The organism is Odoribacter sp. (assembly GCF_985060555.1).
On sequence record NZ_CFKYFN010000094.1, the window covers coordinates 22,886 to 42,552 of the forward strand.

Annotated in this window: 15 protein-coding genes; 5 read left to right on the plus strand and 10 right to left on the minus strand. The window is 41.0% G+C overall.

Annotation, left to right across the window (positions count from 1 at the left end; genetic code table 11):
- Positions 1–15 precede the first annotated feature (15 nt).
- The 3 genes from AC5RDS_RS12755 to nhaC all read right to left on the minus strand — a co-directional run bounded on the left by AC5RDS_RS12755 (position 16) and on the right by nhaC (position 3,887).
- Positions 16–1,638: a M56 family metallopeptidase gene (locus tag AC5RDS_RS12755; protein ID WP_087395142.1), complete on the minus strand. Its 1,623-nt coding sequence runs from the start codon at positions 1,636–1,638 to the stop codon at positions 16–18.
- A gap of 20 nt (positions 1,639–1,658) precedes the next feature.
- Positions 1,659–2,030 (minus strand): BlaI/MecI/CopY family transcriptional regulator, encoded by a 372-nt coding sequence (locus AC5RDS_RS12760; protein WP_013612687.1) that lies wholly within the window; start codon positions 2,028–2,030, stop codon positions 1,659–1,661.
- A gap of 420 nt (positions 2,031–2,450) precedes the next feature.
- On the minus strand, positions 2,451–3,887 hold the full coding sequence (nhaC, locus tag AC5RDS_RS12765; protein ID WP_046402596.1) for a Na+/H+ antiporter NhaC: 1,437 nt from the start codon (positions 3,885–3,887) through the stop codon (positions 2,451–2,453).
- A 128-nt stretch (positions 3,888–4,015) separates the two neighbouring features.
- Here nhaC and AC5RDS_RS12770 point away from each other — a divergent pair, with 128 nt between their 5' ends.
- The 3 genes from AC5RDS_RS12770 to AC5RDS_RS12780 all read left to right on the plus strand — a co-directional run bounded on the left by AC5RDS_RS12770 (position 4,016) and on the right by AC5RDS_RS12780 (position 7,394).
- Positions 4,016–5,272 (plus strand): peptidase U32 family protein, encoded by a 1,257-nt coding sequence (locus AC5RDS_RS12770; RefSeq protein WP_013612685.1) that lies wholly within the window; start codon positions 4,016–4,018, stop codon positions 5,270–5,272.
- A gap of 131 nt (positions 5,273–5,403) precedes the next feature.
- Positions 5,404–6,600, plus strand: a complete 1,197-nt coding sequence (locus tag AC5RDS_RS12775; protein WP_013612684.1) for a PCMD domain-containing protein — start codon at positions 5,404–5,406, stop codon at positions 6,598–6,600.
- Between the two features lie 11 nt (positions 6,601–6,611).
- A complete protein-coding gene (locus AC5RDS_RS12780; RefSeq protein WP_013612683.1) occupies positions 6,612–7,394 on the plus strand; it encodes a porin family protein in 783 nt (260 codons plus the stop codon).
- Here AC5RDS_RS12780 and wzx read toward each other — a convergent pair.
- The 3 genes from wzx to AC5RDS_RS12795 all read right to left on the minus strand — a co-directional run bounded on the left by wzx (position 7,391) and on the right by AC5RDS_RS12795 (position 12,422).
- Entirely contained in the window at positions 7,391–8,815 is a 1,425-nt protein-coding gene (gene wzx, locus AC5RDS_RS12785; RefSeq protein ID WP_013612682.1) for an O-unit flippase-like protein, read from the minus strand. The genes AC5RDS_RS12780 and wzx overlap by 4 nt on opposite strands.
- A 34-nt stretch (positions 8,816–8,849) precedes the next feature.
- Positions 8,850–11,339 (minus strand): YfhO family protein, encoded by a 2,490-nt coding sequence (locus AC5RDS_RS12790; RefSeq protein WP_013612681.1) that lies wholly within the window; start codon positions 11,337–11,339, stop codon positions 8,850–8,852.
- An 87-nt stretch (positions 11,340–11,426) separates the two neighbouring features.
- Complete coding sequence (locus AC5RDS_RS12795; RefSeq protein WP_013612680.1) at positions 11,427–12,422, minus strand: glycosyltransferase; 996 nt, start codon at positions 12,420–12,422, stop codon at positions 11,427–11,429.
- A gap of 120 nt (positions 12,423–12,542) precedes the next feature.
- On the opposite strand from AC5RDS_RS12795, the gene AC5RDS_RS12800 reads away from it, so the two are divergent.
- Entirely contained in the window at positions 12,543–13,667 is a 1,125-nt protein-coding gene (locus AC5RDS_RS12800) for a glycosyltransferase family 4 protein (RefSeq protein WP_013612679.1), read from the plus strand.
- Between the two features lies 1 nt (position 13,668).
- Positions 13,669–14,679: a glycosyltransferase family 2 protein gene (locus AC5RDS_RS12805; RefSeq protein ID WP_157741850.1), complete on the plus strand. Its 1,011-nt coding sequence runs from the start codon at positions 13,669–13,671 to the stop codon at positions 14,677–14,679.
- An 8-nt stretch (positions 14,680–14,687) separates the two neighbouring features.
- On the opposite strand, the gene AC5RDS_RS12810 is transcribed toward AC5RDS_RS12805, so the two are convergent.
- Genes AC5RDS_RS12810 through AC5RDS_RS12825 form a run of 4 tightly spaced genes read right to left on the minus strand, consistent with a single transcriptional unit; the run spans position 14,688 to position 19,511 of the window.
- Entirely contained in the window at positions 14,688–15,884 is a 1,197-nt protein-coding gene (locus tag AC5RDS_RS12810; RefSeq protein WP_175315822.1) for a glycosyltransferase, read from the minus strand.
- Between the two features lie 12 nt (positions 15,885–15,896).
- A complete protein-coding gene (wecB, locus tag AC5RDS_RS12815; protein ID WP_013612676.1) occupies positions 15,897–17,063 on the minus strand; it encodes a non-hydrolyzing UDP-N-acetylglucosamine 2-epimerase in 1,167 nt (388 codons plus the stop codon).
- 5 nt (positions 17,064–17,068) lie between these two features.
- Positions 17,069–18,277: a UDP-N-acetyl-D-mannosamine dehydrogenase gene (gene wecC / locus AC5RDS_RS12820; protein ID WP_118108313.1), complete on the minus strand. Its 1,209-nt coding sequence runs from the start codon at positions 18,275–18,277 to the stop codon at positions 17,069–17,071.
- A 43-nt stretch (positions 18,278–18,320) separates the two neighbouring features.
- On the minus strand, positions 18,321–19,511 hold the full coding sequence (locus AC5RDS_RS12825) for a glycosyltransferase (protein ID WP_175315823.1): 1,191 nt from the start codon (positions 19,509–19,511) through the stop codon (positions 18,321–18,323).
- Positions 19,512–19,667: the final 156 nt, after the last annotated feature.

Below are 19,667 nucleotides of genomic sequence, written 5' to 3' on the forward strand. Positions count from 1 at the left end.
AATACGCTTTCTATCTTACTCCAATGAAAAGCTTATGGGTAAAGTGTAAGCGACTCTGACCGCTTTACCTCTTTGTTTTCCCGGGATCCATTGGGGCATATTATTTACAATTCGTAAAGCTTCTGCATCCAGCAGAGTAGATGCACTTCTGGCGATCTTAGCATTTGTAATGCTTCCGTCTTTTTCAATAACGAACTGAACAAAGACTTTACCTGTAATATTTGCTTCTATTGCTTCTTTCGGATATTTGATATTTTTCATGATCCATTCCGCCACGTTTCCCTCTGCAAATTCGGGCATCTCTTCAACTACCTGAAATATGCAAACCTCCGTACTGTTTTCTGTTTCAGAAGAATCTTTCACTAATGTCGGTGTTTTGGCCTCGTTATGGGGAGGAATTATGGTAACCTTCGGAGCGAAGTTGCCGGCTTGGTCTTTGAGACTGAAAGTAACAGGCAGGGTATAAATTACTCGCACCGCTTTTCCTCTTTGTTTTCCCGGAATCCAATCGGGCATGGCCTCGATTCCTTTTAAGGCTTCGGCATTCAATAGTGACTGGGTACTTCGTTGTATTTCAGCATGTCCGACCCGACCTGTCGAGTCGATAATAAAATTGACATACACTTTCCCCTCGATTCCTGCTTCGATCGCTTTTGAAGGGTATTTGATATTTTGTGTCGCCCACTTGGAGAGATCGCCTGAAAATTGAGGCATATTCTCTACAATCTGAAAAACTTGAAGCTCCGGCGACTCCGGTTCTTCGCACATGTTTTTACAAGAGAAGAGATAAAATAGCATTCCGGCTAATAAAAATGCCGGAATATAATTGATCATCTGGAATTTGCGGGATTGTTTTTTGGTCAACATAATGGTTCTTTTTTTTAGATTCGAACACGAAAAATAGTTCGTAAAAGAAAAGGCTCCTTTCAGACTTTGCTGAATGAGTAATTCAAGGTATCCGCTGATTTTATATTTACGGATAACCTGTTGATCGGCGATATATTCGTGGTTTTCGAGAATAAGCTGTTTTATTAACCACACAAAAGGATTGAACCAATTGGCGATGCAGATGATCTCGGCTATACACAAATCCAGACTGTGGCATTGTTGTATGTGAATTTTTTCGTGTGCAAATATTTTCCGTCTGTTTTCCTGACTCAAAGAGTGGGTGTTGATAAACAGATAATTAAAGAAGGAGAAAGTAGGTAGGCCTTCCTGAATTTGGATCATATACAATCCATGTAATCGTTTGCGTGGATTTCGATGAACGAATAAGCATAGCCGGCATAGAGTGGTTAAATAACGAAGGAAAAAAAACACAACTCCGATCCCATAAAGTAGGGGAATCATAGGGATCGGCTGTTCTGTGGCTGTAATAAGCGTGCTTTGACTGCTTTTCCCTATCTGGTTTTCCTCCAACAATTCACTGACTGAGGCGAGAGTGGGAAAACCGATCATATCGTTCCGGTTTATTTCAATGGAAATAAAGGGAAGCAATGCCGATAGGATCAATACGCCTAGCAAAAAAATCCGGTTCAGATTAAAGAAAGTCTGTCTTTTCAGGAAAAATTGATAATAGGTCAATAATACGATCAGAATTGTTGAAGATTTGATCATGTAAAGGAGGAAAGTTTGCATGGAGGATAGATTTTAAAGAGTTAGTTTTCTGATCGTCGTGCTTCGTCTGCACGTTTTAGAATTTCTTCCAATTCCTTCAAATCAATGTTTTCCTCTTTGGCAAAAAAAGAAACCATTTGGCTGAATGAATTTCCAAAATAGTTACCGATGAAATTCTTTAAAAATTTTTTGGTATAAGTATCTTTGGCTACCAAAGGATAATAACAATGACTTTTCCCAAAAGTTTCGTGACCGACAAATCCTTTATCCTGCAAAATCCGAACGATGGTAGAGACTGTGTTGTAAGCTGGCCTGGGCTCCGGAAGTTTATCTATAATATCTTTCACAAAACCTTTTCCTAAATCCCAAAGCACTTGCATAATTTGTTCTTCTGCTCTTGTTAATTCTTTCATAGTTGTTTTTATTGAATTTCTTTTTACAGACAAATGTATAACTAATTTTTTAGTTGTAAAATATAATTCTAAAATAAAATTAGTTTATAAATAGTTACGGAAGTCTGGTCTAACCATTGTGGTTTGTATAACCGTTATCACTAAAGAATGGTAGGTTTAATTTTTTTTCTTTCTATTCCGATTCCGGGCTTTATACCGGAGGACCGGTTCGCCTGGAACGGTCCGTTAAGGCTTTCCTTCACTGACCGGCGGAACTCCTCACTACGTTCGTCAGACACCGCCGGTCAGTGAAAGAAAAAGGTAGACGACCGACAGAAGCGACCGGGTCTCCAAACACGAACACCGAAGACGAATAAGTAACAAAATAAACTTAGGTTTTGATTCTATTTTCAAAGAAATCATTATTTATCGGTCATTTACTTATGCTTTTACTTTAATTCTTCGTATTTTATAATGGATGATCGTGATGAAAATATTCATCAGCGGGGAAATTAAATTAAAGAAACAATAAGGGAGGTATTCGATCGTAGGTACGCCGAGTACCCGTGATTGGGTAGCTCCACAAGTATTCCAGGGGACCAATACGGAAGTGACTGTCGCAGAATCTTCCAGAGCCCGACTGAGGACTTCGGGTTTCAAGCCTCTTTGTTCGTAAATTTTTTGCATCATTTTACCGGGTACGACTATAGAAAGATATTGATCGCAGGCTGTGATATTGAAGAAGATACAAGTCAGTATGGTCGTGCTGACCAGCGAAGTGTCGTTATAAATAAAATGCATAAAAGCTTCACCCACTCTTTTTAAGGATCCGCTGGCTTCCATCACTCCTCCGAAAGTAAGAGCTGCAATAATTAGCCAAACTGTATCGAGCATACCTTCCATTCCTCCTGTTGTCAACAATTCGTCGACTTCGGATACCCCTGTGCTCAGTGTCATTCTACTTCCGACAGCTTGGATGATCAACTGATAGGTGTTGTGGAACTTTTCTTGAGCGATCAGCTGATCGAGGAGATCAGGTTGAAAAATGAGGGCGAAAATAACTCCGAGAACAACTCCACCCAGCATGGCAGGTATGGGGGGAACTTTTTTTATAATAATAATAATGAGTAAAACAGGGACCGATAATAACCAGGGAGTAATGTGGAAACTACTTTCCAGGCCCTTTTTTATAAAGCCGGTATCTATGGCAGTATCTGTATTTAATTGATATAGGCCGATGATTCCGAATATGATCAACGTGAGAATTAAAGTTGGGAAAGTGGTGTATACCATGTAGCGGATATGAGTGAAAAGATCCGTTCCTGCAATTGTAGGAGCCAGGTTTGTCGTGTCTGAGAGCGGGGACATTTTATCGCCGAAATAGGCTCCTGAGATGACGGCACCTGCTACAAGCCCCTGATGAAGTCCGAAAGCATTACCGACTCCCACGATAGCTACACCTACAGTGGCGATCGTCGACCAGGAACTGCCTGTTGCCAGAGATACAATAGCACAAAGGACGACAGAGGCCACCAGGAAGTAGGACGGGTGCATGATATCTACTCCATAGTAAATCATAGCTGGAATGACTCCGCTCAGCATCCAGGAACCACTTAGCGAACCGATCAATAACAGAATAAGTATCGCCGTCATAGCCGAATTAATGGTCTGCAATATTTTTCGTTGGATTTCATGCCAGCTGACATGATTGAAAAGGGCCAGGATGCTACAGATACTTGCTGCGATGATTAAGGCTATTTGATTAGAGCCCCCCAAAGGATCGTCGAAATAACTGACATTAAACGAGAGTAGGGCGATCAGAACAATCAATGGAAGAATTGCTTGTATCAGTGAAGGGGCTTTGGTCTGAGTTTTCATTTTGCGGGAAATAAGTCGGTTTTGTAGTTATACTTTTGGGGTATAGATTTGTTTGTGCCAAAAATAAAAATCCGGGATAAATTTTGCGATTTATTTATTTTACCTTTGTATTTCAAATGGATGAGGTTATGACCAGAAAAGATTTTGAAGTGATGGCGCCTGTAGGTTCTTATGAATCTTTATATGCTGCTTTGCAGGGAGGTGCGGATTCGGTTTATTTCGGTGTGGAAGGATTGAATATGCGGGCACGTTCGTCAGCAAATTTCACGCTGGAGGATTTGAAAAATATCGTATCGGTTTGTTCGGAGAAAGGGGTGAAAACCTATCTGACTGTCAATACCGTAATTTATAATCAAGAGTTAGAGAAAATGCGGCAAGTGATCGATTGTGCCGGTGAAGCCGGAGTCACTGCTATCATTGCATCCGATTTGGCCGCTATTTTGTATGCACGTTCTGTAGGAGTCGAAGTGCATATCAGTACTCAGTGTAATGTCACTAATTTCGAAGTAGTTCGTTTCTTCGCCCAATATGCCGATGTGATCGTTTTGGCCCGCGAAGTGGTATTGGAGCAAGTCATGGAAATCCATCGTCGCATCGTCGGGGAGGATTTACGGGGACCGAATGGAGGGCTGATCAAAATTGAAATGTTTGCTCATGGGGCTCTTTGTATGGCTGTTTCAGGGAAATGTTATTTGAGTTTGCACGAGAAAAACGCTTCTGCTAACCGGGGAGCCTGTAATCAGATTTGCCGGAGAGCCTATACGGTCAAAGATCGCGAAAATGAAGTCGAACTCGATATTGAAAATGAATACATCATGTCGCCCAAAGACCTTTGCACAATTGGTTTTATCAATAAAATGATCGACGCCGGTGTGCGGGTTTTCAAGATCGAGGGGCGTGCCCGTTCCGCCGAATATGTACGTACGGTTTGTGAGTGTTATAACGAAGCGATAAATGCTTATCTCGACGATACCTATTCAGCGGATAAGATCCGGATTTGGAAAAAACGCTTGGCGACAGTCTTCAACCGTGGATTCTGGAATGGATATTATTTGGGGCAACGCTTAGGGGAATGGAGCGAGGTATATGGTTCGAAAGCGACAAAAAAGAAAATTCTGCTTGGCAAAGTGACCAATTATTTTACCAATTTGCAGGTCGCAGAGTTTAAACTGGAATCTTTCGACTTGAAAGTTGGGGACGAAATATTGATACAAGGTCCTACAACCGGAACGATTCAAATGAAAGTACCTGAGATAAGGGTCGATTTACAGCCAGTGGAAAAGGTGGAAAAAGGAATATTGTTTTCGGTTCAGGTGCCTGGAAAAATCCGGCGTGGTGATAAATTATATAAATGGGTAGATACGACTCCGGAATTGATGCAATGACGACCATTTTGGATAAAAAAGAATAGCTTGTTATAGGCCGGGATACTCGATAAATTGTACTGGCTGTATGGACTTTGACTAATTTATTCTACCTTTGTAGCCTGATTTATTGAAATTAAAGCAAGAGAAGTATGAAAAAATGTTTTTTGTATCTGTTGATGGTCGGAGGATTGGGAGCTTGTATTCAAAGCGAGCCTTTAAATGCAGAAGCAGATATTATGGCATGTAAGATTTTAAATGCAAAGGGATCACCGGAAACAAATATTAAAGGAAATATTATCATCAACAATGCTCAGGTGCTGGCCCAGGCTAATCCGAGTATCGACCTGACAAAACTGGCTTTAGAGGTGACCTTGACGGAAGGGGCAAACATTTCGCCCGATCCGGCCCGAGTGATGGACTATTCGCATCCCCAGAAATTTACCGTAACCTCCGAGGACGGAAATTGGCATAAAGAATATTCGGTGATCATCGATACATTCGATTTGCCGCTTCGATATGATTTTGAACACTATGAACTGAATGAAACGGGGAAATATCAGGTGTTTTTCGAGGAAACACAAGGAACAGCCCTGTTTAAACAATATATTTGGGCTTCCGGAAATTCAGGTTTTGCCTTGACGGGTGTCGGCCGGAATCCGCAGGAATATCCTACGGTTTCTATCGAAAATGGAATAGATGGAAGCAGAGCCATCAAGTTGGAGACGAAGAGCACAGGACAGTTCGGAGAGACGGTTAAAATGCCCATTGCGGCAGGAAACTTATTCCTGGGCAGTTTCGATGTAAATAATGCCGTACAAAAACCGTTGAAAGCCACTCGTTTCGGATTGCCTTTCGGGAAAAAACCGCTGCAACTCAAGGGATATTACAAGTACACTCCCGGTACCCAACCTTTCAAGGCGAAAGATAAAAATGGAAATACTGTCACGATTCCCGGGCAGGAAGATGAGGGAGATATTTATGCTGTTTTATATGAAGCGGCAGAACTCGATGGAAAAGCATTGGACGGAAACAATGTGCTGACCAGTGAGTATATCGTTGCTTTGGCCCGGGTAGAGGTAGAAAAGAAAGATGAGTTTACTGCATTTCATGTCGATTTTCACTACGGATCGCGCATACCGATCGATTGGCCGAAATTCATCCGGGACCAGCGGGATCCGTCAGATGATGGAACGGGTAAGTATCTGCCTTTCAGCGAAAAAAAAATGAAGAATTACGAGTATAATCTGGCTGTAGTTTTCACTTCCAGCAAATATGGGGCATATTTTGCCGGTTCTGTAGGGAGTACCTTGTGTATCGATAAAGTAGAGATCGTTTGTGAAAAATAAGAATTGAGACAATGAAAACGATAAAGAGTATATACCTGATTGTTTTTTTACTGGTAACAGGAGCTGTTTTTGCTGAAAACAAGAAACCGGGTGCTTTGGTTCGCTCTACCTTGAAAGGATTGGAGTATCGGATTAAAGCAGGAGTCAATATCGGAGGAACTTCTCCATTACCCTTGCCGGCAGAAATCCGGGAAATCAATAGTTACCGGCCGGGTGCTCAGCTTGCTATCGAAGGAAATATCATTAAATGGTTCGACCGGAACCGGAAATGGGGAGGGTTGTTCGGAATCCGCCTCGAGAACAAAGGGATGAAAACCGATGCCAGGGTGAAAAATTATTACATGGTGATGGATTCGTATGATGGGGAAGTGCTGGGACATGTCGAAGGCAATTGGACAGGAAATGTAAAGACGAATGTAAAAAATTCATATATCACTCTGCCTTTTCAGGTTATTTATAAAGTGTCACCCCGTTGGGATTTGAAATTCGGCCCGTATATTTCTATTCTGACTAACGGAGATTTTTCCGGAGTAGCCTATGACGGATATATCCGTGAAGGAGATCCGACCGGTACCAAAGCGAATGTCACGGAAGCAACTTACGATTTTTCGGGCGACTTGCGTAAATTTCAGTGGGGATTGGATGCCGGAGCTGAATGGCGGGCATATAAACATTTGAGTGTTTATGCAGATCTGACCTGGGGGTTGAATTCTATTTTTCCCGGTGATTTTGAAAGTATCAGCTTCAAGATGTATAATGTTTATCTGAACTTCGGGTTCGGATATGTCTTCTAGTACCGGATTCCTTTCTTTACCAGATATTGTTTTAACCAGGTCCGTAAAGAAAGGAACCCGATCTTCACTAATTGCGGATAACTTTTTTCCAATTCCTGGCTGACCATCAGAGGCCATTTCCAGTTATTGTAGCTGATTTGTACCAAACCGGTCAAAGCAACGACACCGCAGATTCCCCAATCGGTATAATAGAGAGAAGTCAGGGAAAACAGGGCGATAAAAAAGCCGGAAATCAAGGCAGCTTTCAGGTAAGGAACTTCATTACGGGTAGTAATTAAAGTGGCTGCCATACCATGGTTGGATTCTAAAAATTGTACAAACAACATCAGTAAAAGAGGACCTGGAGGTAAAAGTTGGGTTTTACTGTGAAATAGTTCCAAAGCCCAGGGACCTAATAGGACCAGGCATAAGGCTCCGAGGATATATAGAAGGTAGAATACAAAAATACCTTCTCCGAATATTCTGCGGATATCCGGGAGGTTATTGTCGATCCTATCCTTGTAGATTTCAGGAATATGAGTGCCTAAATAAAGTGGGGATACCCCTGACAGAATATTTATAAGATTAACGGTTAGACCATAACTGGCAACTGTTTCCAGAGGTAAAAACATAGATATGAAAAGCAAATTGCCTTTTTGGACAAAATATCCACCCAAACTGCTTAATCCATTTTTTTTGGCATTTACCCATAAAATAGGTAATAATTTTTCTTTTGTTGCTTGGGTATTCCGGAGGATTTTGCGGAGACCGTTTCGGTAGAAAAAATGAATCGCCACCAACCGATTGATAATAATAGATAGAAAGTTGGCTGTGGCTACTGCAATTAAGCCATAGCCTGCAATCAGACCCAAGGCGGCTAAAACGAGATAGGTGGAACGGGTGATAATGATGAGTTGGTTGTTTTCTTTTACAAGGCCTCTACCCACTAGTAATGCATTATAATAGGAATAATAAAGATTTAAAACGGTGGAAGTGGTGTATATAAACCATGAAATCATGATTTCTTCATTAGCTGCGATGTGGTTTGTTCGATCATCGATATACCAACTACCTGCAGTCAGGAGGAGAAAAATGACCAAAAGCGAAATACCTCCGTAAAAACGTTTCATCACGGAAATCATGTTTTTGAGAAGCGGGTAGTTGGGATGATCCAGATGAGTTTGGCCTTTATCCAGACCTTTGGCCTGAAGTTTTACAGCACCACTGAATACATAGGCGACATTTCGGGTGAAAGTCGGCTGAAAACCGAAGTCGATCATTTGTACCAGACTCGAAATAGTCAGGAAAATGTACCAGACTCCCAATATATCTGCCGGGAGAAGTTTTAATATCACCGGGAGTAAAAGTATTCCTGCTCCGATGTTAAAGAATTGGGCAATGTATCCCCACAAAACATCTTTTTTGGTGATATGAATTTCCATTACTTTTTTTACGGTAAATGGTGAAAATACTTTGTTAGGCCTGATCCGAGGAACACTTCCGATTTTTTCTGATATACCCGATAATACTTCCCAGAAGAGCTAAAATTAATAAAATGGAACTGATTTGTGAGATCAGAGCTCCCTGATAAGCAGATCTTGGATTATACACTAAAGTAATAGTATGTTCCCCTGCCGGAACAGACAGGCCTCGTAAAATATAATCGGTACGGAATAGTTCACCGGGTTGGTCGTCGATGTAAGCTTGCCAGCCTTCGGGATAATATACTTCACTGAATACAGCCAGTTGTTCCTGGGAGGCTTTTGTTTTATAAGTCAGTTTATTAGGAGCGTAGGAAGTCAGTTGAATCGTTGCGGTTGAATCGAACCGGATGTTCTTACCTGCTACAGCCTGGGCAAAATCGCGGCCGATAATAGCTGTCTTTTCAGGATCGATAGCTTTCAGGCTTAAAATTTCTTCATCAGGAGTGTCGACGAGTTGATAATTTTCGACAAACCAGGCATTTCCTGATCTGGCGGTGTTTTCGATCGGTGTGCTGTTGGCTGATAGAATGATATATTTGGTATTTAGCATGTTGATGACAGATAGCTTTTGTAAGCTCGAATCTATATCTGCCCGTGTTTGTCCTCTTTGCAAATCATTGGCTAAAGACTGAATTTCAGGAACCAGATGATAATCGATTATATCCTGATAACGCTGTAGTTTAGCAGCACTATATCCTCCGATTGTTTTATGATAAAAACTGGAATGTGAGTCGTTAAAAGTATTTACGGCCAAATCCAAAACCCGGTAATGGATATCGGTATCTTTCAATATCTCTTTATCGACAGGCCGTAAATTAAAATTGTTAGTAAATTCACGTGGTGTAACGAAATGGTCGTTATTTAGATACCGTTTGTCTACACTCCACATATCTAAGATGATAAGTAGTCCGAGAAGGGTTATGGACGAGGATAATTTTATTTTTTTCATATAACCGGCCCAAATGGTAGCTGCACCTGCCAGAATAAAAAGTAATGAACGGAAGGCATCACTTCGTAGCATACTTTGGCGATCTTCGGGTAGGGCTTGTTGTAGCCAATCCGGGAATTGGCTGTCTGCCGGGGAAGTAAAACTACCGGCAAGGCTTGGAAGAAGAGCGAATAACAAACAAAAACCACCTGTAATCCCCAAGGCTAGTTTCAGTCCTTTAATGACTCTTTTCTTCTCGATTTTATCCGAGAAAATCTGATGAAGACTATAAAATCCCAACAGAGGAATAGTTAACTGCAGGATGGTTAGAATCATAGAAGGTACCCGGAATTTGTTATATAGAGGTACGTAATCGAAAAACAAGCTGGAGAGCCACATAAAATGTTTTCCCCATCCCAATAGTAAGGCTAACAGTGATATCCCGGCGATCCACCATTTGGTTGTGCCTTGGAGAACAACTAAACCCAATACGAACAAAAACACCGAAATCGCTCCCATATACATCGGGCCGGCAGTAAAGGCTTGAGGTCCCCAATAGGTCGGCATTTGTTTGATGACTTGTTCAGCATTCGGAACCCCTCCTTGTTTTAAGATTTCATATGTTTTGGATTTTTTACTGAGTTCACTGGCTGAAGCTCCTCCGTTAAAATTAGGAATAAGCAGATTCGGCGTTTCTTCTATACCGTAACTCCAGGCTGTTGCATATTCTTTATTCAATCCACCCTGGGTCTGATTCCCTTGGGCATGAGCCATTTGTAATTCAGAACCGCCCCGCATCGTGTATTTACTGTATTCCCAGTTGGGCCAAAGTCGGTTGACGTTCGTACCTGCTGCCAATATCGTGGCCAACAACACAAAACAAGATGTTTTGATGAAAGCAGGTAAAGTCTTGTTTTTAATAGCAGAGACCAATTGAGCGATAACATAAGCCAGAATGATCATACCCAGATAAAAAGTGATTTGGGGATGGTTGGCTGCAATTTCAAAAGACAGGGCAAATCCGAAAAGAACCGCCCCTAAAAATGCTTTTTTACGATAAGCATAGACCACTCCGGCTAATACCATCGGCATAAGAGCGATAGCTACCATTTTCGAATTGTGCCCCACTTGCAGGATTTGAAAGTTATAGGCACATAAACCGAAGGCCAAAGCTCCGACAATAGAGAGCCGGACATTGATTCCCATCGCAAGCAACAGCAAAAAGAAACTGACAAAAGTCAAGATCAGATAAGAAGCAGGGCGTGGACCCCAAAATAAATGATTGTAGATAGTTTCAAGATAGTTTCCTTTGTAATGAGCTCCGATCATGGTTGTCGGCATGCCACTGAACATCGAATTGGTCCAGAAAGATTCTTCTCCTGTCTGTTTTTTATAATCGTCTCTTTCTTTTGCAGCTCCCTGGTAAGAGGAAATATCCGCTTGATTGATGATTTTCCCTTCCAAAACAGGTGAAGCATAAATATAAGCGATCAGGATAAATATAATAAGCGCAATGGCGTAAGGCAAACAAGATCTGAAATTGATTTTTGTCATGACTGTACTTTTGAATAATGAACAAACAAAGATAAAGAATTATTTGGTATATGAAATTGCCGGAATGATTTGATTCTTAAATAGTCGTTAGAGCCGAAGTAAAAGCCATAAAGCGGTTTTTTGGATTTTCAATTTTCGGGCCATCCGGACCGAAAAGGGGACCTCCCGGACCAATTGCCGTATGGTTGGATTTTTGCGTATGGTAACTAATTGGATAAAAGCCTGATAACAGGATTTGTGATGTATTTCATTTTTCAGGGTACGCCATAAAACATGTAAAGTTGAAAAGAAATAGTCCCATAGGTGTTCATCTCTGAGGTGATGGGTAGTGAGGAAGTGATCCAAGTACATTAAATGGTTGATCACCAGTCGGGTTGAATTGTAGATATAACTGCTTGCCTGGTTTTTTTGGTGAAAAACATGATGATAGAGTATCAGGGGAATACAAGTGATTCGGTTGGCTGCATGAAAGACCTGAATCAAAAAAAGCAGGTCTTCGTATGTAATTTCTCTGTTATCTGAAAACCATATGTTGTGGTTTTCCAAGATTTCTCTTTTGTAGAGGATGTGCCACATATACCCCCAATGGGTAAAAGGTCTCCACTCCTGCTCCTTTTTCCAGTCACCGATGAGGTGGGAGAAGATTTCTTGTTTCAATTGTTCTTGGTTAGGACAGTCAGGGTAATATGGATGAGGAATGATCCGATCCGGATAAATGCTGTCGAAATTGGAGATGGCAATATCGGCCTGATCTTCCCTGGCCTTTTGGTATAATTTTTCGTACATATCCAATTCCCTCCAGTCATCGTGGTCCGAAAAACCGATGTATTCTCCCCGGGCGATTTTAAGTCCTTCATTGCGGCTTAAACCGATATTCAGATTTTGTTCGTTGACTATCAGTCGGATGCGTGGATCTTTTTCGGCATACTCCCGGGCGATCCGGTCGCTACCGTCGGTGGGACAGTCTAGAACCAAAATGATTTCGATATCCTTTAATGTTTGATTAACAAGTGTATCCAGGCATTTTTCCAGGAATTTGCCGGCATTATAAATGGGGACGATGATACTTACTTTGGGTGTCATATACCTGTTTATATAGATTTTGACAAAGGTACGGATAATATTGTGAGTTTAAATACAACAAAGGCATTTGCATTTGAGAGAAAGTTCGGTTATTTTCGCCTATTTTAAAATTATATTTATATGAAAATAATTTACAATATTCCAAATATAATTCGAATGGCCGGTATGGAGCGTATACTGGCAATTAAAGCAAATTATTTGGCCGGATTGACCGGAATGGAAGTTGTGATTATAACCTATGAACAAAAAAATCTACCCTTGGCTTTTGATTTTTCGGATAAAATCCGGTTTTATGATTTGGATATCGATTATGCAGCATGTAGGGGAAAAAATATTTTTTGGAATAAGATACGCAGAATAATTTATACGAAACGCCATCAAAGGCGGTTAGAGGAAATATTATTGAAAGAAAAGCCTGATATTACGATTTCCATGATGACCGGACGAGAGCGGGAATGGTTGTATCGATTGAAAGATGGAAGTAAAAAAATACTGGAATGTCATTTTTCTTATTTTAGTTATCAAAATGTCAAAGGAATAATTAACCGATATAAGATTAAAAGATTTTTAAACAAGATAAAATACTATGATCGTCTGGTGGTTTTGACGGAAGAAGACCGAAAAGATTGGGGAAGAAAGGATAATATCGTGGTTATACCGAATGCATTGACTTTTTATCCTAAGGAATCTGCCGATTTGTCTATTCCCAGAGTTATTGCAGTGGGACGTCTGTCAGCACAAAAAGGATTTGATCGTTTAATCGCTGTTTGGGCTGAAATAGAACCTTATTTTCCGGATTGGAAATTAACTATTATCGGCTCCGGGGAATTACAAGATACTTTGGAACGGCAAATCGGGTTATTGAAGTTAAAATCGGTAGAAATATGTCCACCACGGGCAGAAATCATTCGGGAATATTTAGGTAGTTCGGTTTATGTGTTGACATCCCGGCATGAAGGTTTTCCTATGGTATTACATGAAGCGATGGCATGTGGATTACCTGTAGTGGCTTATACCTGTAAATGCGGTCCCCGGGATATTATTCAGGACCGGCAGGATGGTTTCTTGATAGAGGAAGGCGATGAGAACGAATTTGTAAAGCGATTGAGCCAGTTAATGGCAGATTCTTCACTGAGGCAGAAAGTGGGAAATGAAGCCCGCCGGAATATTATTCGTTTTGCTTTGCCATCGGTTATGAAGAAATGGGAAAATTTATTTATAACTTTAGCCTCTCAAGATGAGTGATATGATTTCAATTATTATACCTGCATATAATGCTGCTGATTATCTGGCGCAGACAATCGAAAGTGTTTTGAATCAAACCTATTCTGATTTTGAATTGATCTTGATCGATGACGGAAGTACGGATCGTACACGTGAGATTATTAAAGATTACCAATGCAAAGATGCGCGAATAAAGTATTTTTATAAAGAGAATGGAGGAGTATCTTCGGCCCGGAATCTAGGACTTCAAAAGGCTACCGGTGATTTCGTGTCTTTTTTGGATAGTGACGATCTTTGGGATAGACGTTTTCTCGAGTCGATGTATCATAAATTAGTGGCTGGAGGGGAATTAGCCTGTTTTTGTGGTTATATTGAAAAAAGAGGGGATACCATCACGAGGTATCCCGGCCATTTTGGAGCGGTAGACGTATTGAAGGAGAAGTTGAGGGTCGGTTCGTTTCGGGTTTCTACAGACTGTTGGCTCATCGATCGTAAATTTCTTTCCGCTGAGCATATTACTTTTACAGAAGGATGTCACTACATGGAAGATTTAGAGTTCTTTGTCAAATTATTATTTAGAGCTACTAATCAACGGATTACTTATGTTCCGGAATATTTGTCTTATTATGTTTTGAGAAAAAACTCTTTATCTTATCAAGACCTGATGGTTTTGCCTTTATCTGTTATGAATCAGATTCTCGATGTATTGAAACGAATATATAATTGGATAGAGATTCAGCATGCTGAGTCGGAGTATTACCTGGAGTGTTTGAAAATATCAATAAGAGAACGGTATATTAAATTCTTATGGGATGTATTGTTGCTTGGGAATGCTGAGGATTTCAAAACGTTGTTAAGCTGGTATTATAGAGATAAGGAAAAGTATATCTCCATGAAATTATCCTTACCTTTTAAATATAAAATATGGTCATGGGCTGTCTTTCCGGTCTGTTGCCGTTATGTAGCCCTCTTCGTTCTACGTCCATATATACAATACAAAAGAAAGGTTAAGATGCAAAAGTTAAAAGCCTGAATAGCCTGTTAATCATTCAATATCTGACTGATAAATCGGGGATAATTTTTTCCCGCGTTAAATTTTTCTTCCCATAACCGGCGAGGATGGAAACGGTCTTTATGTTCATATACCCGGACAATCTGGTCGGCCAATTCCTGAGCGGAAAAGTGAGGATCAAGTAATACTCCTGATTCGGAAGTCACGATTTCGTTCGTTCCTCCTACATTAGTCGCTATAACAGGGATATTGAATGAAATGGCTTCCATAATACTGACGGGAAGACCTTCACTGGCACTGACATTGACAAATATATCTACTGGATGGTGAAGATAATGTCCGATCACTTCCCGATTTGTAATAGCTCCTGTCAGGTGTACGGTCAGATTGGCTGGTAGTTGTTGGAGCTGTTGTTGTAAAGCATTGAATCCTTTTCCTCCTCCGATGTGTGTCCATTGAATAGGACGGTCAGGAATCAAAAGTAAGGATTTTAGGATCAAAGAAACCCGTTTTACCGGGACAACATTAGAACAACTGAGGATATGAATAACTCCATCCTCGTTTTTTATTTTGGAAATCCCATGGTCTTTAGTACCTAAATAACTGCAATAGGCACTGAATTTATATTGTCCAAAATTCTTTTTCGCATATTCCAAACCTTGTTTGGAGATGAAAACAGCCTTATTCAGGCTTTCGAATACTTCCTTTCTGAAAGGGATATATTGATGTGGACGTAAATCCGCATATAAATCAGTTCCGTGAAAACGGACTATTTTTTTGTCTTTATTGTGGATGAAAGGCAGGATGTAGGCCATACCGATGCCCCAATAAAAATAGACAGTACTTTCCGTGGACTGCCGGTTTAGCCGTTTGAAGTTTTTATCGGCAAGGATACACCGGCAGGTAATGGCGGTAGCGATATACTTTTTGAATTTATACAGAGAAGTATAGGCTTTTTCCGATATCAATTTTTTGAAAAAATAAAAGAGTGGACTGAAACAAAATAATCCTTTGAATACAAGTTCCCCCGAACTTCGGAATATCGGAGGGAAAACGATACAATTTGCAGGTAGAGAACGTTGCTCCTGGGTGGAACTGGTTTTGGGCAGAATGTAAATCCGGTCGAATTCCCGTGATAAATATTCGATTTCATTTTCTATAAAGCTTTCTCCTTTTCCGTATGGAAAACTTTCAGTGAAAAAAATGAGTTGTTTCATTCCGGGCATAGGGATTAGAATTTATAAAATCTGTTCCAGAATACCGGTGATATACCTGGCTGCCTTACCGTCTCCGTAAGGGTTTACGGCTTGGCTCATGCGGGTGTATTCCTCAGGATTGTCCAACAGAGAAGAGGCTAGCCGGATAATCTCTTCGGAACGGGTTCCTGTGAGTTTGGCTGTACCTGCTTCCAAGGCTTCAGGGCGTTCTGTCGTTTCACGCATAACGAGTACCGGTTTTCCTAAACCGGGAGCTTCTTCCTGTATACCTCCACTATCGGTCAATAAAAAATAAGCGATTCCCATCAGGAAGACAAAGGGCAGATATTCTAAAGGGGGAATCAGGTAAATATTGGGGGTGGAATGAGAATTACCCAGTATTTCAGTCACCGGCTGGCGTACATTCGGGTTCAAATGCACAGGGTAGACGAAATCTACTTCAGGATATTGGCTGGCCAGCTGTTTGATCGCTTGACAGATATGCATGAAACCCTCACCGAAGTTTTCACGTCTGTGCCCTGTAATGAGTACTAATCTTCTTTTTTGTTGTTTCCAGTTTTCTAATTTTTCTGATGGAATCTCCAGCTTGTTGAATTGTTCCCTTAAACTTTCTTGTGTGGTTTTGTCCTGTTCTATTTTTCGGTTAATCCACAATAGGGCATCGATAACCGTATTGCCGGTGACAAAGATGTGATCGGGCCGACAGTTTTCTGCCAATAGATTTGCCCGGGCTTTCTGTGTCGGGGCAAAATGCCAGTCGGCAATCCGGCCGGTGATCTGCCGGTTCATTTCTTCCGGCCAGGGATTATAAGGCTGATGTGTCCGAAGGCCCGCTTCGATGTGGCCGACAGGAATCTGTTGATAAAAAGCAGCCAGAGCGGCAGCCATAGAGGTTGTCGTATCTCCGTGTACTAATACCAGATCCGGCTTGGACTGCTGCAATATATCCCGTAAATTTATAAGAATTCTACTCGTAATATCATATAAATCCTGGCCCGGTTGCATGATATTCAAATCGTAATCAGGACATATATCGAAAAGTTTTAAAACCTGATCTAACATTTCCCGGTGTTGCCCTGTTACACAGATTTCGATTCCGAGCGAACGGCTTTGCCCGGTTTCTTTGATTAATGGCGCCATCTTTATCGCTTCAGGACGCGTTCCGAAAATGAATAAGATTTTTTTCATCCAATTTATTTTTTGAATATTCCACAGAAATCAAGGATAAGCTTACTGTTGTCATAAGGAAGTGTTTTAAACTCTTTATGAGCAACCAGAAAAGCGATAATATCGGCCTGTCGGTAAGCGTATCCGGTTTCCGACAATTGAAATTGTGGGTGTTGCGAAATATTAGGTTCGACAATCAGACAGGCTTCGGGAAATTCAGACACTATTTTTTCTGCGATATATTTTGCCGGACTTTCCCGTAAATCATCGATATCTGCCTTGAAAGCAAGTCCCATCAAAGCTACTTTCGGCTTTCTTTTATTTTCAAGCTGGTAAGTAAGAATCGTATTTTTAATTTTTTCTGCACACCAGAATGCTTTGTAATTATTAATTTCCCGGGCTTTTCCGATCAATTGCGACTCTAAAGGAAAATCGGAGGTGATGAAATAAGGATCGACTGCAATACAGTGACCACCTACTCCGGCGCCGGGTTGAAGAATATTGACACGAGGATGTTTGTTGGCCAGTTGGATCAATTCCCATACATTAATCCCTGCTTTGTCGCATATAATAGAGAGCTCGTTTGCAAAAGCAATCTGTACATCCCGGGAGGAATTTTCCACTAACTTACACATTTCTGCTGTAGGGGAATTAGTGGAATGTAAGGAGCCGCTGACAAAATGGGAATAGAACGCCATAGCCTCTCGGGTCGATTCCGGCGTATAACCACCGATGACCCGGTCATTGTGTTTGAGTTCGTACAGAGCATTACCGGGCAGAATGCGTTCCGGACAATAGGCGATAAAGATCTGATCTTCTAACTCCGGACGTTCACTGAAAATCAGTTGTGCCATTTTTTGAGTGGTACCGACGGGAGAGGTCGATTCGAGAATATATAGGTCTCCTTTCTTTAAGTAGGGGATAATCTGACGTGTTGCGGCAGTGACATAGGATATGTCAGGCTGATGATGTTCATTGAACGGGGTCGGAACTACGATCAGAAACACATCACTCGGACTGGGAGTGAGAGAAGCTTTTAAACGGCCGTTCCGGATATTTTTCTCTACAATTTCCTGTAAACCTGGCTCCTGATTGCTGATGTCACAGTTATTGATATTATTGACCACATTTTCATTGATATCGACTCCGGTCACTTGTAGGCCTGCATCGGCGACGAGTGCTGCTGTCGGGAGACCGATATATCCTAGACCCATAAACAATACTGACTTCTGCATAATTTCTATTTTTGTTCGATTACTCTATTGATGAAAAATATGTTCAGGATGGCTTATTTACTAACGTATTGAAAATATCACATAATTGTCCGGTTTCATTTTTTCGTTCGAATTGCTCGGTTTGAAAGCTCAAGCCAGGTAAAACACCTGAGGAAAGACGTGACAATAAAGTGAAAATTTCTTCTTCATTGTGGTGAGCGATACAAAACCCGGAATTCGTGGTTTTGATAATTTCACCGGCTTCTCCTGTGGGATCCCCTAAGCAAAGAATCGGTTTACGGGTTCCTAAATATTCAAAAATTTTACCGGGGACAATACCTTTGCCATTAGCGACCTGATTGATCACTAATAACAAAAGATCGGATTGTTGCAATTCTGCAATAGAAGCAATATGAGGCATATAAGGTTTGAGCATCACTTTGTTGCCCAGGTTCAGCCGCTGTATTTCCTGTTTCAATTCCGGGCATGTATTCCCGATAAATTGTAATTTTATATTGGAATGTTCTAAGCGGCTGAGAGCACGTAATAAAGCATGGGGTATTCTGTCCTCGGATAGTTCCCCCGTGTAAGTGATCAGGAAATCCTCTGTGTTCCTGGACTTTGGCTTTGGGAAATCACTCGGATCATAACCGTTATAGATGACTTCGATTTTCCGGTCGACATGTGTTTTGATACATGTCGCGTAGTCGTTGGCCGCAGCAACAAGTCGGTCGGCAGAACGGAAAACCGATTTTTCAAAATGACTGTCGATTTTTCTTGTCAACCAGGTACGTTTGTAAGATTGATAATGAACCAATTCAGACCAGGGATCCCTGAAATCTGCAACCCATTTAATCTTATTCTGTTTAGCTATTTTTTGTGCTATAAGCTGTAAACTGTGTGGAGGAGAAGAAGAATAAATCAAATCGATGTGCTCTTGTTCGATGATTTTTTTTGCTGCTTTAACTGCATAGGCATACCATCCGATCCGGGCATCGGGAATGAATAAATTCAGGCGTATCCATTTGGCTAAACGTTCGACGAAAGTTGTATCCTTTTGGCCGAAAACATTGGCATTATTATGTGTATTTCCTTTTTTACCGGTTAACATCCGGTAAAGTTGGAAGGGTTGGAAAGCTTTTGTTTTATATACCTGTATGTTATCCGGAATTTCTTGGATCAGTGAAGGATCGATAGCCGGATATTCCCCGTTTTCAACAGTTAATATAACAGGTTCCCAACCGAAAAACCTCATGTATTTTACGAATTTCAGAGTCCTCTGTATAGCCGGTCCTCCAGCTGGTGGCCAATAATAAGTAACAATTAAAACTTTTTTCAATTCAGACATTGGGTCGATTCTATATTGACGTAGCAAAGTTAAAATAATAATAATACATATCATATTTCTTTG